General features: G+C 66.7%; 12 protein-coding genes and 1 tRNA gene. 7 read left to right on the top strand and 6 right to left on the bottom strand.

Going from position 1 to position 17,741, the window contains the following annotated elements:
* Positions 1 to 32 precede the first annotated feature (32 nt).
* Positions 33 to 7,262: an autotransporter-associated beta strand repeat-containing protein gene (locus tag FQU96_RS01765; protein ID WP_146539115.1), complete on the bottom strand. Its 7,230-nt coding sequence runs from the start codon at positions 7,260 to 7,262 to the stop codon at positions 33 to 35.
* Between the two features lie 164 nt (positions 7,263 to 7,426).
* Between FQU96_RS01765 and FQU96_RS01760 the strand changes: the two genes are divergently transcribed.
* Positions 7,427 to 8,200: an aminoglycoside adenylyltransferase family protein gene (locus FQU96_RS01760; protein WP_146539114.1), complete on the top strand. Its 774-nt coding sequence runs from the start codon at positions 7,427 to 7,429 to the stop codon at positions 8,198 to 8,200.
* Here the strand turns inward: FQU96_RS01760 and FQU96_RS01755 are convergent.
* Entirely contained in the window at positions 8,180 to 8,539 is a 360-nt protein-coding gene (locus tag FQU96_RS01755) for a helix-turn-helix domain-containing protein (RefSeq protein WP_304623174.1), read from the bottom strand. The two genes, FQU96_RS01760 and FQU96_RS01755, sit on opposite strands and share 21 nt — an antisense overlap.
* A 154-nt stretch (positions 8,540 to 8,693) precedes the next feature.
* Between FQU96_RS01755 and FQU96_RS01750 the strand changes: the two genes are divergently transcribed.
* A complete protein-coding gene (locus FQU96_RS01750) occupies positions 8,694 to 9,692 on the top strand; it encodes an NAD(P)-dependent alcohol dehydrogenase (protein WP_146539112.1) in 999 nt (332 codons plus the stop codon).
* 66 nt (positions 9,693 to 9,758) lie between these two features.
* Here the strand turns inward: FQU96_RS01750 and FQU96_RS01745 are convergent, their stop codons facing one another.
* Positions 9,759 to 11,231: a PLP-dependent aminotransferase family protein gene (locus tag FQU96_RS01745; RefSeq protein WP_255467781.1), complete on the bottom strand. Its 1,473-nt coding sequence runs from the start codon at positions 11,229 to 11,231 to the stop codon at positions 9,759 to 9,761.
* Between the two features lie 82 nt (positions 11,232 to 11,313).
* Between FQU96_RS01745 and FQU96_RS01740 the strand changes: the two genes are divergently transcribed.
* Both FQU96_RS01740 and FQU96_RS01735 read left to right on the top strand, forming a co-directional pair.
* Entirely contained in the window at positions 11,314 to 12,174 is an 861-nt protein-coding gene (locus tag FQU96_RS01740; RefSeq protein WP_146539111.1) for a DMT family transporter, read from the top strand.
* Positions 12,175 to 12,310: 136 nt separating this feature from the next.
* The gene (locus FQU96_RS01735) at positions 12,311 to 12,841 is read left to right on the top strand and encodes a dihydrofolate reductase family protein (RefSeq protein ID WP_146539110.1); all 531 of its coding nucleotides are present in this window, start codon (positions 12,311 to 12,313) and stop codon (positions 12,839 to 12,841) included.
* Positions 12,842 to 12,871: 30 nt separating this feature from the next.
* Here FQU96_RS01735 and FQU96_RS01730 read toward each other — a convergent pair whose 3' ends face one another.
* Positions 12,872 to 13,744 (bottom strand): hypothetical protein, encoded by an 873-nt coding sequence (locus FQU96_RS01730; RefSeq protein ID WP_146539109.1) that lies wholly within the window; start codon positions 13,742 to 13,744, stop codon positions 12,872 to 12,874.
* A gap of 486 nt (positions 13,745 to 14,230) precedes the next feature.
* Here FQU96_RS01730 and FQU96_RS42075 point away from each other — a divergent pair, with 486 nt between their 5' ends.
* Positions 14,231 to 14,377 carry a hypothetical protein gene (locus tag FQU96_RS42075; RefSeq protein WP_178130248.1) on the top strand — a complete coding sequence of 49 codons (147 nt, stop codon included), beginning with the start codon at positions 14,231 to 14,233 and terminating at the stop codon, positions 14,375 to 14,377.
* A gap of 55 nt (positions 14,378 to 14,432) precedes the next feature.
* Positions 14,433 to 14,825 (top strand): RidA family protein, encoded by a 393-nt coding sequence (locus FQU96_RS01725; protein WP_146539108.1) that lies wholly within the window; start codon positions 14,433 to 14,435, stop codon positions 14,823 to 14,825.
* A gap of 462 nt (positions 14,826 to 15,287) precedes the next feature.
* Here the strand turns inward: FQU96_RS01725 and FQU96_RS01720 are convergent.
* A tRNA-Ser gene (locus tag FQU96_RS01720) sits at positions 15,288 to 15,377 on the bottom strand.
* 149 nt (positions 15,378 to 15,526) lie between these two features.
* On the opposite strand from FQU96_RS01720, the gene FQU96_RS01715 reads away from it, so the two are divergent.
* A complete protein-coding gene (locus FQU96_RS01715) occupies positions 15,527 to 15,865 on the top strand; it encodes a hypothetical protein (protein WP_146539107.1) in 339 nt (112 codons plus the stop codon).
* Positions 15,866 to 15,878: 13 nt separating this feature from the next.
* Here the strand turns inward: FQU96_RS01715 and lepA are convergent, their stop codons facing one another.
* Positions 15,879 to 17,678: a translation elongation factor 4 gene (lepA, locus tag FQU96_RS01710; protein WP_146539106.1), complete on the bottom strand. Its 1,800-nt coding sequence runs from the start codon at positions 17,676 to 17,678 to the stop codon at positions 15,879 to 15,881.
* Positions 17,679 to 17,741 lie beyond the last annotated feature (63 nt).

Raw genomic sequence — 17,741 nt, 5'->3', positions numbered from 1 at the left:
CGCTCCCAGGTTTCGATCGAGCGGTGTCCGCTCTAGAAGCGCAGGGTGAGGCTGCCCTTGATCGCGTGGTCCTGTGCCCCGCGGGCGAACTGGCCGCTGTAGACGATGCCGAACCTGGCGTAGTTCGTGACGTCGATGTCGACACCCGCTTCGACGATCAGGCTGTCGCGCGCGATCGGCACGCCGACCACGGTGAAGGGGCTGCCGCCGGCGCGGAAGGCCAGGCGCTGTTCCGGCGTCACGTCGCCGAAGGCGTGGCGCCAGCCCAGGGTGCCGCGCACGGTCACAACCGTCGTGTCGGACGGCGCCGTCAGGGTGGCGGCCGCCCGCAGGCCCAGGGTGCTGAAGCCCACATCGAAGGCCTGGCGGCGGCCGGTGAGGGCGGCGGCACCGCCGGACTCGTTGATGCGATCGCTGCGGTAGTTGACCCAGGCCAGCCCGGCGAAGGGCTCGAATGCCACGCGCTCCAGCGTGACGGCGTAGCCCGCTTCGCCGAACACCTGGGTGGTGCGGGCGTTGTAGTCGGCCTTCAGGCGATCGACGACACCGGGGAAGGCGACACGGCGCGTGGTGCCGATATCGTGCCAGGTGAAGCTGGCGCCGGCGCGCAGACCGAGGGCACCGAGCTGGCCGCCGCCATAGAGGGCGACGTGATAGTTGTCGCTGTTGCCCGACGAGGCGCGGCTGTCGACGTCGAAGGAGGCGCGGGTGTAGCCGGCAGCCAGGCCGACGCGCCAGGTGCGCTCGACGGTGGCATCGACACCGATCAGGAAGCCGCCGAGCGACCGGCTCAACGTGCCGGCATTGCCATCGCCGCTGCGCTTGCCCCAGGCACCGATGCCCTGCATCCAGGCGGCGACGACGGTGTCGCCGGCCGGCGGCGCGGCCGGGGCCTGCGCGAACAGGCGCGCCGCGGCGTCGGCCGGCGTGGCATCGGGAACGACACCCGGCGACGCGCCGGCAAAGGCCATGACCTTGCCTTCCGGTGCCAACGCGGCGGCCGGTCCGGCAATGCCGTAGGACTGGCGCACGCGGCCGATGACGGTGTCGCGCAGGACCTGCGACTGCTCGACCATGGTGCCGGCGGTGCTGGCGTGGATCTCGCCCGACAGCAGTTCGAAGGCGCGGCGGATGCTCGTGGTATCGGGCAGGTTGGCGATGGCGTCGAACACGGCGTTGCCGGCACCGAGGCTCTCGGCGCGGACGCCGACGGCACACTGGTTGCGAGAGGCCGCGATGCGGCAGAACGTCACCGTGTTGCGCGTGACGTCGAGATAGACGTTGTTGGGGTCGTAGCTCAGCGCGAGGTCGAACAACGGCAAGCCGGAACCCGCCGCCACCAATCCGGCGAAAGTGCCGTTGACGCTGCTGTTGGCGCTGAGGATGGTGTAGCGGGCTCCCGCGACATAACCGTCGCCCGCCTTGGTGACCTGCACCGTGCCGCCGCTGAGCGTCGCCGTACCGGTGGCGGCGATGCGGTCGGCGTTGTTCGCCGCATCGATCTCGACCCGGTAGGTCGCGCCGGCGGCGAAGGCGACATTGCCGGCAACGGTGAGCGTGCCAGGAGAATTGCCCGGCGACACGGTGCTGCCGGCGTTGGCAGCGATGCCACCGACGGTACCGCTGCCGCTCAGCAGGCCGCCGCTGTTGACCGTCACCGTGCTGGCGATGGCGCCGTTCACGATCAGGTTGCCGGCATTGACGCTCGTCGGACCGGCGTAGGTGCTGGTGCCGGTCAACACAGTGGTCCCGGTACCGTTCTGCTGCACGGCACCGCTGCCTGAAATGATCCCGGCGAACGTCACGGTATCGGACCGATTGAACGCCAGCGTGCCGTTGTTGAGCACGTCGCCGGTGATCGAGCCCGCGGTGCCGCCGTTGCCCAGCTGCAAGGTGCCGGCGCTGATCGTCGTGCCGCCGCCATAAGCATTGCTGCCGGTCAACACGGTGGTCCCGGCGCCGTTCTGCTGCACGGCACCGCTACCTGAAATGATCCCGGCGAACGTCACGGTGTCGGACCGATTGAACGCCAGCGTGCCGTTGTTGAGCACGTCACCGGTGATCGAGCCCGTGGTGCCGCCATTGCCCAGCTGCAAGGTGCCGGCGCTGATCGTGGTACCGCCGCCATAGGTGTTGATGCCGGTCAGCACGGTGGTCCCGGCACCGTTCTGCTGTACGGCACCGCTGCCCGAAATGATCCCGGCGAACGTCACGGTGTCGGACCGATTGAACGCCAGCGTGCCGTTGTTGAGCACGTCACCGGTGATCGAGCCCGTGGTGCCGCCGTTGCCCAGCTGCAGGGTACCGGCACTGATCGTTGTGCCGCCGCCATATGTATCGATGCCGGTCAGGGTCAGCGTGCCGGCGCCTGTCTTTTCGACCGTGCCGCTGCCCGAGATCGCACTCGACAGGGTGCCCGCCGTCGCCTGGTCCAGAATAAGCGCGGCATTGTTCACGATGCCGCCTGTTCCGAAAGACGCGGCATTGCCCACCAGCGTGCCGGCGCTGATCGTCGTGCCGCCGCCATAGGTGTTGATGCCGGTCAAGGTCAGCGTTCCGGCACCGGTCTTCTCGACCGTGCCGCTGCCCGAGATCGCATTCGACAAGGTGCCGGCCGTCGCCTGGTCCAGCACCAGTGCGGTGTTGTTCACGATCCCGCCCGTTCCGAAGGCGGCCGCGTTGCCGACCAGCGTGCCGGTGCTGATGGTGGTGCCGCCGCCATAGGTGTTGATGCCGGCCAGGGTCAGCATGCCGGCACCGGTCTTCTCGACGGTACCGCTGCCGGAGATCGCGTTCGACAGGGTGCCCGCCGTCGCCTGGTCCAGAATAAGCGCGGCATTGTTCACGATCCCGCCTGTCCCGAACGAAGCGGCGTTGCCCACCAGCGTGCCGGCGCTGATCAGCGTGCCGCCACCATAGGTGTTGATACCGGTCAAGGTCAGCGTGCCGGCGCCCGTCTTCTCGACGGTACCGCTGCCAGAGATCACGGTCGACAGGGTGCCGCTGATTGCCTGATCCAGGACCAGTGCGGCGTTGTTCGCGATCCCGCCTGTTCCGAAGGCGGCCGCGTTGCCCACCAGCGTGCCGGCGCTGATGGTGGTGCCGCCGCCATAGGTGTTGATGCCGGTCAGCACCAGTGTGCCAGCGCCGGTCTTCTCGACCGTGCCGCTGCCCGAGATCGCATTCGACAGGGTGCCCGCCGTCGCCTGGTCCAGCACCAGCGCGGTGTTGTTCACGATGCCGCCTGTCCCGAAGGATGCGGCGTTGCCCACCAGTGTGCCGGCGCTGATCGTCGTGCCGCCACCATAAGTGTTGATACCGGCCAGAGTCAGCGTGCCGGCACCGGTCTTCTCGACGATACCGCTGCCGGAGATCGCGTTCGACAGGGTGCCCGCCGTCGCCTGGTCCAGAATAAGCGCAGCATTGTTCACGATCCCGCCCGTCCCGAAGGTCGTGGCGTTGCCCACCAGCGTGCCGGCGCTGATGGTGGTGCCGCCGCCATAGGTGTTGATGCCGCTCAGGGTCAAGGTCGCCGCGCCTGATTTGGTCAGGCCGCCGCTGCCGCTGATGTCGCCGCCGACCTCGAGGTCGGCATCGGTCTGGAAGGTGCTGCCGCCGGCGTCGAGCATCACCGCCCGTGTCATCGTGATCGCGGTGGTGTTCTGCAGCGTGCCGCCATTGAACGTGAGCCCGCCGCCGGGATCGCCGAGATTGGCGTCGGCCGATATCGACAACGTGCCGGCGCTGATGGTTGTGCCGCCGCCGTAGGTGTTGATGGCGGTCAAGGTCAGCGTACCGGCACCCGTCTTCTCCACGGTGCCACTGCCGGAGATCACATTCGACAGGGTACCAGCCGTCGCCTGGTCCAGCACCAGCGCGGCATTATTCACGATGCCGCCCGTCCCGAAGGACGCGGTGCTGCCCACCAGCGTGCCGGCGCTGATCGTCGTGCCACCGCCGTAGCTGTTGATGCCGGTCAACGTCAGCGTGCCTGCGCCCGTCTTCTCGACGGTGCCGTTGCCGGAGATCGCATTCGACAGGGTGCCGGCCGTCACCTGGTCCAGAACCAGCGCGGCGTTGTTCACGATCCCGCCCGTTCCGAAGGCGGCCGCGTTGCCCACCAGCGTGCCGGCGCTGATCGTCGTGCCGCCGCCATAGCTGTTGGTGCCAGTCAACGTCAGCGTGCCGGCACCCGTCTTCTCGACCGTGCCGCTGCCGGAGATCGCATTCGACAGGGTGCCCGCCGTCGCCTGGTCCAGAATCAGCGCGGCATTGTTCACGATACCGCCTGTCCCGAAGGACGCGGCGTTGCCCACCAGCGTGCCGGCGCTGATCGTCGTGCCGCCGCCGTAGGTGTTGATGCCGGTCAAGGTCAGCGTGCCGGCGCCTGATTTGATCAGGCCGCCGCTGCCGCCGATGTCGCCGCCGACCGCGAGGTTGGCATCGGTCTGGAAGGTGCCACCACCGGCGTTGAGCGTCACCGCCCGTGTCATCGTGATCGCGGCAGTGTTCTGCAGCGTGCCGCCGTTGAACGTGAGTCCGCCGCTGAGATCGCCGAGGTTGGTGTCGGCCGATATCGACAGTGTGCCGGCGCTGATGGTCGTGCCGCCGGTATAGGTATTGGCGCCGGTGAGGATCAGCGTGCCGCCGCCGATCTTGTTCAGGCCGCTGCCCGTGCCGTCGGCGATGGTCGAGCCGATGGTGGCGGTGATGCCGCTGTCGACCGTGATGGTGCCCGCCGTGCCGCTGGCGGGCGACAGCGCCAGCGTGCCTCCGCCGAGCACGTAGCCGCTGGTCGAGAACTGCAGCGTGTCGACGGCCTGCGTGCCTGCGACGCTCACGCCGCCGCCGGCCGCGCCGGCGAACACGGCGACCGACCCCTCCCAGGGGCCGTTGATGCCGGCCTGGCCGGGCTGGCCGGTCCAGTTGGTGCCGGCGCTGCTCCAGGTGCCGGCGCCGCCGTCCACGGTGCCGTTGCCGATGCTGTCGGTGCCATCCCAGAACTGCAGGGTCTGGCCGACACCGCGCACGGCGAGGTTGACCTGGCCCGGGATGCCCACCTGCACCTGATGGTCCGCAACTACGAAGCCGCCGGTGCCCGTCACGCTGGTGGCGGCAAAGCTGCCCGACAGCGCGCCGCCGTAGCCGAACAGGCGATAGTAGCCGCCGGCCGCGGCCTGCGCCTGGAGCGCGCCGCCCAGGGTAAGGCCGTTGGTGACGATGACCAGATCGTTGCTCACGCCACCGACGACACCCGGAGCGTTGAGCTCGAAGATCGATGTCGACCCCGCGTTGAGCGCCAGCGTGCCGATCGTCAGGGTGCCGGGACTGGTGCCGGCCGAGAGGGTGCCGCCCACCGTCACCGTGCCGGTAATGGCACCGCTGCCGCCCAGCGTGCCGCCGCTGTTCACCGTCGTGAGGCCTGACGCGATCGACCCATTGACGATGAGCCTGCCGCCGCCAGCGACCGTGGTGGGGCCGGTGTAGGTATTGTTGGCGGTCAGGATGGTCGTGCCCGCCTCGACCAGCACCGCGCCCGTACCTGAGATGGCCGGGGCGAACACGTAGTTGGTGGCGGTGTGGTTGAAGACAATCCGGTCGGTGTTGGCCCCCAACGCAACGGTCGGCGTGCTCAGCGTGCCCGGCGCGGCCGACGTGTCACCGGAGGCGGCGCCAATATTGAGGGTTCCGGTGGTCGCGCTGGCAATGACGGTGCTCGTGGCCGAGACGGTGCCCCCGTTCCGGATCGTCAGCGTGCCGGTGCCGCCGTCTCCGATGCGGAGCACACCGGTATTGGTCCACGACGACCCTGCGCCGTCCACCGTCACCGTGCCGGCCGACCCGTTAAAGTTACCAATAGAGCCGGCGGTGCTGCTGACAGCGGCGCCATTGCTGACCGTCAGCACGCCCCTGCCCTGGTCGCCGACGACGAGCGTGCTGCTATTGGTCCAAGACGATCCTGCGCCATCCACCGTCACGGTACCGGTCACGCCGGAAAAATTGCCAATGTCACCGCTGGTGTTGCTCACAGTGCCGCCATTGCGGATCGTCAGCGTGCCGGCGTCAGAATTGCCGACGATGAGCGTGCCGGAATTGACCCAGGACGAGCCTGTGCCGTCCACCGTCACGGTGCCGGTCCCCCCGAGAGAATTACCGACGCTGCCGTCGATGTTGCGCACAGTGCCGCCATTGCTGATCGTGAGCGTGCCGGTGCCAGTGCTGGAGGCGCCGACGACGAGATTGCTGGTAATGCTCCAGGATGATCCGGTGCCGTCCACCGTCACCGTGCCGGTCGCCGCGCTGCCGGTGCCAATCACGGCGGCCATGGTGCTGATCGCAATGCCGCCATTGCGGATCGTCAGCGTGCCGCCGCTTGTGACGCCGATGCTGAGTGTGCCGGTATTGGTCCAGGACGATCCTGAACCATCCACGATCACGTTGGCGGTCGGGCCGTCAGCGCCAACAAAGGCACCACCGCTTGTGACGGCGCCGCCGTTCTGGATCGTCAGCGTGGCGCCGCCGCCGTTGCCGACGATGAGCGGGCCGGAATTGGCCCAGGACGAGCCCGTGCCGTCGACTGTAACACTGCCCGTCCCCACACCGAAACCGCCGCCGATCTGGCCGGAGTCGCTGATCACGGTGCCGCCGTTGCGAACCGTCAGCGTGGCGCCGCCGCCGTTGCTGACGATGAGCAGGGAACTGGTCCAGGACGATCCTGCGCCATCGACCGTTGCCGTGCCGGTCGATCCAGCTGCGAGGGCAATAACGCTCGAAGTGGCTGTAACGTCGCCTCCGTTGCGTATCGTCAGCGTGCCATTGCCCGATTGGCCGACGAAGATCCCCGCGGAATTCCACAATGATCCCGCCCCGTCGATGGTCACGGTGCCGGTTGAATTGGCGGAAAGGGCCATCAAACCTGAGTTGCTGGTCAAGGTGCCGCCACCCTGGATCGTCAGCATCCCGGTCCCGGCGAAGCCAACGATGAGGCTGTTCGCCTGCGCACCGGCCGTGCCGACCACCGTCGCATTGGGCGTGACCGTGTCGATCGTCGCTATCGTGTCGGCCGCGTTGGTCGGAATCCCGGCGGACCAGTTGCCGGCGGTGAACCAGTCGGATGACGTCGCGCCGGTCCAGGTGGTGACTTGCGCTTGCGCCGGCATCGTGGCCGCGAGCCAGCCGAACGCCGTGAGTATGGTCGTGCTCAGCAGGGGGCGACAGCGGACCGCAGCCGAGATTGTCCCACTCTCCAGTTTGCGCCCCATCGGACCCGAGCCCCCGCCTTCGGTCGTTGCGCAATCTTGCGGCGCAGCGATGCTCGACAGATGTCAAAAAACATTAAAAATCCCGGGACCGCCGCGCGACGACGGCACCGAGCGCAAGATTGACGACGCCGGCATGCGACGATGACACTTCACGGCCCTGACCAATGACGATCCCCGCCCAGGCGACACAGGCGCTCGCGGCCATCCGGCACCACCTGGCCGACCGGCTTGTCGCGGTCTATCTCCACGGCTCGGCGGTGAACGGCGGGCTGCGCCCGAACAGCGACATCGACCTGCTGGCCGTCGCCGACAAGCCCGTGCCGTACGCGATCCGGCGAAACCTGGTCGGGGCGTTGACGACGATGTCCCGCTATCCACCCACCGCTACCGTGCGTCCGTTGGAGTTGATCATCTTCAACCGGGATGATCTGGCGTCGCTGCCCTATCCCGCGCGCGCTGAATTCATCTATGGCGAGTGGCTGCGCGCGGCATTCGATGCCGGCGAGGTTCCCGAACCCGTCGCGGATCCGGACCTGACCATCGTGTTGGCGTCCGCCAGACAGGTAGCAAAACCGTTGTGCGGACCCGATGCCGGTGAACTGTTGCCGGCTGTCCCCGCCGGCGACATCCGGCGCGCCATCGGCGATGCGCTGCCGGCTCTGCTGCGTTCCCTCGACGGGGATGAGCGCAACGTGCTGCTCACCTTGGCGCGCATGTGGCGGACGCTGGCGACAGGCGAGATCGTCGCCAAGGATGTCGCGGCGGCATGGGCCGCACCGCGCCTGCCGCCCGCAACGGCGGACCTGATGGACCAGGCGCGACAGGCTTATCTCGATGGGACCGAGATCGACTGGCCGGCGCGCCGACGCGATGTCGACCGCATCGTTGACGTCCTGCGACGTCGCGTACAGGACGCGTCAAGAATGCCTTGCGGCTGAAGCGGTCGAGGGACGGCCTTTTCGGAGGCGGTCCCGGGAAGCCACGGCATCAGGCATCGTCCCGCAGTGCCGCTGGAACGATTCGCCCCAATCACGCAGGCTGATCAGAACCGGCTCCAGCGTGCGACCGAACTCGGTCAGCTCATATTCCACCTTGGGCGGCACTTCGGGATAGACGATCCGCCGGATCACGCCGTCGGTCTCCAGTTCGCGCAATTGCAGCGTCACCATTCGCGGCGTGGCGTTGGGTGTCAGCCTGCAGAGCGCATTGAAGCGCAAGCGCCCTTCCAGGAGGTGGAACACCAGAACCGGTTTCCACAAGCCCCCGAGCACGCTCATCGTCGCCTCGACCGCGCAGCCCGTTCGTGTCGCCCGCCGCCGCAGGTTCCTTACACTATCATTCATGATAGTACATGTTCCTTTTGTACGTACTCACAGTAACGGCCATGCATGCCCATGTCGAGGCGGATCGATAACCGTGGAGAACGTGTGCATGCGTGCGTACAGACTGAATGGACCCAAAGCGCCCCTGAAACTGGTCGAGGAACCTGATCCCATGCCCGCGGCGGGTCAGGTCGTGGTCGATGTGAAAGCCGCGACCCTGAACTATCGCGACACGATCGTGCAGTCGGGCCGCTACGGCGGCCAGCAAAAGACCGACCTGATCCCACTATCCGATGGCGCTGGCGTCATCTCGGCCGTGGGCGACGGCGTGAGTACCGCCCGGATCGGCGAGCGCGTCGCCGTGGCGTTCATGCCGGGTTGGCTCGACGGGCCTTTTTCCGCCGCCAAACAGGCCAGCGCCCTGGGCGGCGGCTTCGTCGATGGCGTGCTGGCCGAACGCATCGCGGTGCCGGCCGCCGCCGCCGTTCCCTTTCCCGACGACTGGGGATTCGAGGAGGCTGCCGCCTATCCGTGTGCCGGCGTCACGGCCTGGAGTTGCCTGTTCGGTGGCCGCGGTATCCGACCGGGTGGCACTGTGCTGGTCGAAGGGACCGGCGGCGTCTCGACATTCGCGCTCCAGTTCGCCCGCGCCGCCGGCGCGCGCGTTATTGCGACATCAAGCTCGGACGAGAAGCTCGCGCACGCCCGAGCGCTCGGGGCCGAGGCGGGCGTCAATTACCGGCATGTGGCCCGGTGGGGAGATCGCGTTGCCGAAATCGCCGGCGGCGGCGTCGATCTTGTCGTCGAAGTCGGCGGTTCAGGTACCCTGAACGAGGCCCTTCGCGCCGTTCGTCCCGGCGGCGAGATCGCCCTTGTCGGTGTGCTGACCGGGTTCGACGGCGCCATCAACACGAGCGCCATCCTGATGAACGGGGTCGATATCCGGGGCATCTATGTCGGCTCGATCGGTGACCTGCGCCAGGCCATGCGAAGCGGCGTGCGTCCGATCGTGCACGAGGTCTTCGCATTCAAGGACGCCGACAAGGCCTACGCACACCTGCGCGCCGGCGGCCATCGCGGCAAGATCGCGATCCGGATTGGCGGCTGAGACCTGAACAGTGCGGTTCGTTCGTCGCGGACGCTGAGCCGTGCCGTGAGGGTTGGGTCCATCAGCTCACCCGGCATCCGTTCGCGATCGCGACGGACGCTTCGCGGCAGCGTCGCTCTTCATCGCGTCCCTGAGGACGCCGAAGACTCGCTTGTCGCCGAGCTGCGCAACGTTGAAGCGCAGGAACGACGCCGCCGATTGAGAGACGCTGAACACGTTTCCCGGCGCGAGGACGACGTTCTCTTCCATGCAGCGCCGCGCGATGACAGCCGAATCATGTCCGTCGGGCAAGCGGCACCAGAGATAGAACCCGCCGCGCGGCATGATCCAGGGCACGATCCCGAGCGGCGTCAGCCGGGCCATGGCGTCCTTCCGGGCGCGCGTCAGGCGTTGGCGCACTTCGTCCATGTGTTTGCGGTAGCTGCCGCCGGCGAGCACGCCCGCGATCAATTCCGTTGCGACGGGGCTCGGACCACCGAAGTTGGTGGCCACCTGAAGATCGACCAGTCCCTCGATCCAATCGGCCCGCGCGGCGATGTAGCCGCAGCGCACGGAGGCGGAGAGCGTCTTGGAGAAGCTGCCGATCCTGATGACGCGATCGAGGCCGTCGAGTATCGCGAGGCGTGGCGACAATGACGGCTCGAAGTCGGCGAAGATGTCGTCCTCGACGATCGCGAGGCCACGGGCTGCCGCCGCGCTCAGCACGCGATGGGCGGTCTGCGGGGAGATGGTGCCGCCGGTCGGATTATGAAGCGCCGCGTTGGTGATGTAGAGGCGGGGGTTTTCGTCCAGAGCCTGTTCGAACGCGGCGGTATCCGGACCCGTGGGCGTGAACGGGACGCCGACGATCCGCGTTTGGTGGGCACGCAGCAGTGCCTGAAAGTTGAAGTAGCAGGGGTCGTCCACCAGGACGGTGTCGCCCGGTCGCAGCAGCAGGCGGCATATCAGGTCGATCGCCTGGCTTCCCGAAGCCGTCAGCATGATCTGGTCCGCGCTCGCCGTGATGCCTTCGTCGGCAAGCCGCCCGAGCAGCACACGGCGCAGCGCGAGCGAACCGCGGGTGCTGCCGTAGTCGGCCAATATCGTGTCGTCGACCCGACCCAGCGCGCGCAAGCCTCGGCGGAGCGCGGCGTTGGGCATCCAATCCGCCGGCAGCCACCCGCAGCCGGGTTTGAGGACGGACGGGTCGGCATCGAGCGACTGCCTGGAGACCCAGAAGGGATCGACATTGCGTTCGCGTGGCGACCCCATGTCGGCCAAGGCCACGGGCGGCAGGCCGGCGCCGGTCACATAGAAGCCGGAGCCGCGCCGGGCGCGAATGACACCTTCAGCTTCGAGGCGATCATAAGCCTCGACCACGGTGGAGGGCGAGACGCCCATGACCTCCGCGAAACGGCGAACCGAGGGCAGGCGATCGCCCGAGCCGAGCGCCCGGTTGGCGATCTTGGAGCGGACAGCGTTCATCAGCGCTTCCGTCCGCGTCGTTCCGCGATCGTCCACGATCAGCTCCCGCTCAACTGTATGGGCCAGCTCATCCATACAGTTTGTCATAACTGTATTCCACTGTCCCTCCCCATGCCGGACCCGGACCGCTACTTCCAGGGCCAGGAAGCGAGGGCGTATGGAACGGACGACGGCGGGCTGGGGCAGCGGCCTCCTGGGTGTCATCATCTTCAGCGGGTCGCTGCCGGCCACGCGCGTCGCGGTCGCGGACTTCTCGCCGATGTTCCTGACCTCGGCGCGGGCGGTGATCGCCGCCTTGCTGGGCGCGGCGTTCTTGTTCGCGCTACGCCAGACGCGGCCGCAACGCCGCGACCTCCTCTCGCTGACATGGGTGGCCATCGGCGGTGTCGTCGGCTTCCCCCTGCTGACGGCGCTGGCGCTGCAGCACATCACGACGGCCCACTCGATCGTCTTCGTCGGGCTGCTGCCGCTCGCGACGGCGATCTTTGGCGTGCTGCGCGGCGGCGAGCGCCCCAAGCCCGTCTTCTGGCTGTTCTCGATCGCCGGCGCCGCGGCTGTCGCCGGCTTCGCCTTGTACGGCAGCCAGGGCGGAACCCTGACGGGCGACCTGTTGATGATCGCGGCCATCCTGGTGTGCGGGCTCGGCTACGCCGAAGGGGCAACGCTGTCGCGCCGTCTCGGCGGCTGGCAGGTCATCTCCTGGGCGCTGTTGCTGTCCCTGCCCATCATGGCCGCGATCGCCCTGTTCACCTTGCCCGCCACGTGGACCACCATCGGCGTCCCCGCCTGGATCGGCCTCGCCTACGTGTCGGTCTTCAGCATGATGGTGGGGTTCATCTTCTGGTACCGCGGCCTGGCGCTGGGCGGCATCGCGGGCGTCGGCCAGCTGCAGCTTCTGCAACCCTTCTTCGGGTTCCTGCTGGCGGCGATCTTCCTGGGCGAGCCGATCGCCTGGACCATGATCGCCTCGACCGTGATCATCGTCCTCTGCGTGGCCGGCGCGAAGCGCTTCGCCTGAGCATCCCCGGTCGCGGCGGCGTCAGGACGTCCGATTCTCCGCTGCGCCTGCAAAGTGACACGCGATTTGTGCCCGCCTTGTTTCCACGCCACAGCGAGCCAACGTATTCTGAAACATCGGTTGGAGATCTGGCGCCATGGCAAGGATCGTCTTCGGCATGAATCAGTCCCTGGACGGCTATGTCGACCACGAGGCATTCGCGCCCGACTCAGTGCTCTTTCGTCACTGGATCGAGCACGTGCGCGGCCTGGCGGGCAGCGTGTACGGCCGCCGCATGTACGAGGTCATGCGCTATTGGGACGAAGACCATCCTGAGTGGACGCCGGCGGACCACGACTTCGCTGCGGCGTGGCGGAACCACCCGAAGTGGGTCGTGTCGCGCTCGTTGACGTCGGTCGGCCCCAACGCCACGCTCGTCGCGGACAACATCGAGGCGGCCATACGCGCGCTGAAGACGGCGCGCGACGGGGAGATTTCCGTTTCCGGACCGGACCTGGCGCGCAGCCTGACCGACCTTGGGCTTGTCGATGAGTATCGGCTGTACATCCACCCTGTCGTGCTGGGCCGCGGCAAGCCGCTCTTCGCCGGCCCCCGGCCGCGGCTGCGCCTCGTGGCCCACGATCTCATCGGCGCTGATGTGATCAGGTTGACCTACGTTCCTGCTTGATCAGGCAGCGCGCGCGACGGTGCGCGCCGTTCAACGCGCCCGGGGCTTGCGACGCTGCGCCCGGCCCAGCCACCAGGCGGCCAGCGCGAGGACGAGCATGGCACCGCCGAGCAGGATGCCGATGACGATCAGGAGGCCGGAAACGTCGTCGCTGTCGTTGTATCTGCCGGTCAACTTCAAGGTAAAGCCGACGGCCGCGACCGCGAAGAAGATCGGCGCCCCGAACAGCCCGACCAGCATCCGGCCCCGGTAGAAGCCCGGGTTGACGATAATCTCACGCGCATCCACCCGCTCGAAGTGGCCAAGAACCCGGGCCGCCGCGGCGCTGGCGGCACGGGAGACCGGAATTCGGAGCGCGCCGACCGCTGTGTGGACGCGATGCTCATGCATCCAGGTCGCGCCGGTTCGGAATGCGATTGCCGGCAGGCTCTCGGACAGTATCCGCACGCCGGTGATCTTGAACATGCCGGTGGTGATGAGCGCGAAGTAGGTGTCACCCACGAGAACGCCGTCCGCCACGAATATGATCTCGATGCCCTGCGGCGGCGGCCGGCGTGGCGGCGTCCACATGTTCAGATTCTCGCGCCCGAGCGCGTTGCGGGCATGATCGTTGGCCGAAAATTCGGCGAGCTCGGCGGCGGTCGCGGTCCAGCGCCCGATTTCATTCTCGCCGCGCCGGATCGCCGCGAAGACCTTCATGCCGCGCCAGAAATTGTAGAACATGGCCGGTGCGAGGATGGCGGGAAGGAGCGCCAGGCCGATCTTCAAACCCGAGCCGAGTGTCTCCTCGCCGGCCATATGCATCTCGAGCGCGCCCCAGGCGACGAAGGCCCATGCCACGACGGTCACGGCCACGCAGATGAGCGCGCTGCGCTGAGGATTGCGAATGCCGTGGTTGTGCATGCCGTCCTTCCCTGCGGGGGCGCGCCGCCCACCGGAAGCCGCAGCCGAAACGAGAACCCTCTGCTCCAGAATGCCAGCTTACCATCCGGATCGCAGTGGTGTTGGAGATCCGTCTCGGCTTCAGCGCACCGCGCGCTTCCCGACCTGCACTCTCGCTTAGATGCGGCCTTGTCTGCGCTGGCCCATGCGGCTACGCGCTGAAGGCTGATCGCCGCGTCGCCGGTCCGGGCCCCCTCTTCGAACAGTGCCCGATACAAGGCATCGGTCAGTTCGCTGCGCATAACGGCGGCGCCCGATGGCTTCCGCGGCCGCCCACGTTGCTACTCTTGCGTTCCATCCTGGCCATCCTACATCTCGTCGAGACGATAGAGTCTCGTCCATACCGAAGCGGATGAATATTCGACGTGAGCAGGCGCTGTCTGATGGCAGTGGATCTTGGCCAATGCGTGCCGCCCAAAGAGGGGCTCAGGAACCGGAGAATAGGCCATGCAATGGGAATATATGGTGGTCGAAACAACATTGGATTCCAGCGCCCTCGGCAAGCTGGGGGCTGACGGTTGGGAGCTCGTCGCGGTCGTCTCTCCGGCGCACTTCGTGCTGCATTACTTCTTCAAGCGTGGGGCGCGCGCCTGACCCACATTGATCCGTCGGCGCCGCTTTTAGGCGAACCACCAATGGAGAATCTTTAATGGCCCAGCGTGACGCCGTTTTTCCCGCCGGTCGGCATGACCTCTACATGTCACACACCTATTCCGCGGCAATCAGATCAGGTGATCTCCTGTTCGTGTCCGGTCAGGTCGGCAGTCGCAGCGATGGCTCGCCCGAGCCGAACTTCGAGGCTCAGGTCCGCCTGGCATTCGCCAATCTTGAGGCAACCCTGCAAGCGGGTGGATGCGGGCTCGACGACATCGTCGATGTGACAACCTTTCATACCGATCCCGAAAATCAGTTCGGCACGATCATGGCCGTTAAGAGCGAAATATTCCCGGAGGCACCCTATCCGAACTGGACGGCGATCGGCGTCAACTGGCTCGCCGGGTTCGACTTCGAGATCAAGGTCATCGCCCGTATTCCGAACTGAAGGAGCCGGTCGCGCATCACTGGAACGCAACAAGGCGAATGTGATCGCCTTCTATGAGTTGATGTTCAACGCATGCCGGCCCGCCGAGGCCGTCGCGCGATTCCAGACCCGCACGCTCGCTTCGCTCGAACGCGGAATACGATGAATCGGCGAATGACGTTTCCGCGATAGCCCTGAACCCGCCGGATCAATTGTCGGCGCATTTCTTCTTATGAGCCGTTCGACATAGGATTTCAGCGTCGCGGGTAGATACGATCTCGTCGACAGAACCTGCCCGGCTCGGTGCGACGCGTCGCCTCAGATCGTTGGTCGAGCCGACATCAATATCGCCATTGCTTCATTGCAGGAAATAAACGTACCACATAGGCATCACCAGTCTCCCTGCGCTGCGTCGCAGCTTCGGGAGATCACCCTGCATCTTCGGCTTCGGGTGGCCTGCCACCCGAAGCCGAAGGCGCAGGGTGGCGGAGAGGGCGGGATTCGAACCCGCGGTGGCTGTTACACCACGCACGCTTTCCAAGCGTGTGCCTTAAACCACTCGGCCACCTCTCCAGTCGGGCGGCAAACTATACGCCAGGCGGGGTTTTGCCAACCTCCGGGAAAACGCGATTGCACGGACTGCCGGCTTTCATAGGGGCCGGCTGGCTGCTAGCGTCGGCCTCGATCTGGCAACAACGGACCGCGGCGAGGAGGCCGGCTGAATGGTGGTCTTGCGCGCGCTCGGTTGGCTCCTGGTCCTCGCCACGGCGGTGATCGGGGTTTACGAGATTGCCGAATATATCGACAACGGCGACCAATCGCTGACGGCGCTGGGTGAATTGTGGCTCAAGGTCCACTCGTCCAGCCTCAACGCGATGCAGGCATTTGTGCAGCGCGAGTTGCACGAGGACATCTGGACTTCCACCTTCCAGCCCGTGCTGGTGCAGCCGGCCCTCTACCTCTTCGGCGGGACTGCCCTGTTCTGCCTGATTGTCGGTTACATCTTTCGCCGCAGCGCCGAGGAGGCGCCCGGCCAGCGGCGCCGACGCCGGCGCCGCTGAGCGGGCGCCGGCTTCAGCTGCCCGTCTTCAGCGCGGCGAGAAACGCGGATTGCGGGATCTCGACATTGCCGATCTGCCGCATGCGCTTCTTGCCCTTCTTCTGCTTCTCCAGCAGCTTCTTCTTGCGCGAGATGTCGCCGCCGTAGCACTTGGCGAGCACGTCCTTGCGCATGGCGCTGATGGTTTCACGCGCAATGATGCGGCCGCCGATCGCGGCCTGGATCGCGATCTTGAACAGCTGCTTGGGAATAAGGTCCTTCAGCCGCTCGCACAACGTCCGGCCGCGGCTTTCGGCGTGGCTGCGATGCACGATGATGGACAGCGCATCGACGGTTTCGCCGTTGACCAGGATGGTGACCTTGACGAGGTCGCCCTCTTCGTAGCCGGCCATGTCGTAGTCGAAGCTGGCGTAGCCGCGCGTCACCGACTTCAAGCGGTCGTAAAAGTCGAACACCACCTCGTTGAGCGGCAGGCGGTAGACCACCATGGCGCGCGTGCCGGCATAGGTGAGATCGACCTGCACGCCGCGGCGCTCCTGGCACAGCGACAGCACCGGGCCGAGATACTCGTCGGGCACGATGATGGTGGCCTTGATCCACGGCTCGGAAATCGTCTGGATATGCGCCGGATCGGGATAGTCGGTAGGATTGTGCAGTTCGATCGCGCTGCCGTCGGTCATCGTGATCCGGTAGACCACCGACGGTGCCGTGGTGACGAGATCGAGATCGAACTCGCGTTCCAGGCGCTCCTGCACGATCTCCAGGTGCAACAGGCCGAGGAAGCCGCAGCGGAAGCCGAAGCCCAGCGCCGCGCTGCTCTCCGGCTCGAAGTGGAAGCTGGAGTCGTTGAGCCGCAGCTTGGCCAGCGAATCGCGCAGGTTCTCGTAGTCGCTGGCATCGACCGGGAACAGGCCGCAGAACACCACCGGCACCGAGGGCTTGAAACCCGACAGCGGGAAGTCGGCCGGGCGGCGTTCCTCGGTGATGGTGTCGCCGACCTTGCAATCCGAGATGGTCTTGATGCCGGCGATGATGAAACCGATCTCGCCCGGCCCCAGTTCCGCCACTTCGGCCGGTTTAGGCGTGAAGACGCCGACCTTGTCGATGTCGTAGGCGGCGCCGGTCGACATCATGCGGATCTTCATGCCCTTCTTCAGCACGCCATCGCGCACGCGCACCAGGGTGACGACGCCGAGATACGGATCGTACCAGCTGTCGACCAGCAAGGCCTTCAGCGCCGCGGCGCGATCGCCCGACGGTGAGGGCAGACGTTCGACCAGCGCCTCCAGCACGTCATCGACGCCCATCCCGGTCTTGGCCGAGATCGGGATCGCGTTGGAGGCGTCGAGCCCGATGACGTCCTCGATCTCCTTCTTCACGCGCTCGGGCTCGGCCGCCGGCAGGTCGATCTTGTTGAGCACCGGGATCAGCTCGTGACCGGCCTCGATGGCGTGGTAGGCGTTGGCCAGCGTCTGCGCCTCGACGCCCTGGCTGGCATCAACCACCAGCAGCGATCCCTCGCACGCCGCCAGCGACCGGCTCACCTCGTAGGCGAAATCGACATGGCCCGGCGTGTCCATGAGGTTCAGCACGTACTTCTGGCCGTCGCGCGCGGTGTAGTTCAGCCGCACGGTCTGCGCCTTGATGGTGATGCCGCGCTCGCGCTCGATGTCCATGCTGTCGAGCAGCTGGTCGTGGAACTCGCGCGCCTCGATCGCCCCGCACAGCTGGATCAGGCGGTCGGCCAAGGTCGACTTGCCGTGGTCGATATGCGCCACGATGGAAAAGTTGCGGATCTGCGAGAGCTCGGTCATGGCCGGCGGAGGTATCCAAAGCGCGAGAAATCGGTCCGGGTAGATAGAGGCCAAGCATGTTCC

Origin of the sequence: Reyranella sp. CPCC 100927, from assembly GCF_007859315.1 — a bacterium.
GTDB lineage: Bacteria > Pseudomonadota > Alphaproteobacteria > Reyranellales > Reyranellaceae > Vineibacter.
Note: the sequence above shows the minus strand (reverse complement) of the source record. Positions and strands in the feature narration are given on the sequence as shown.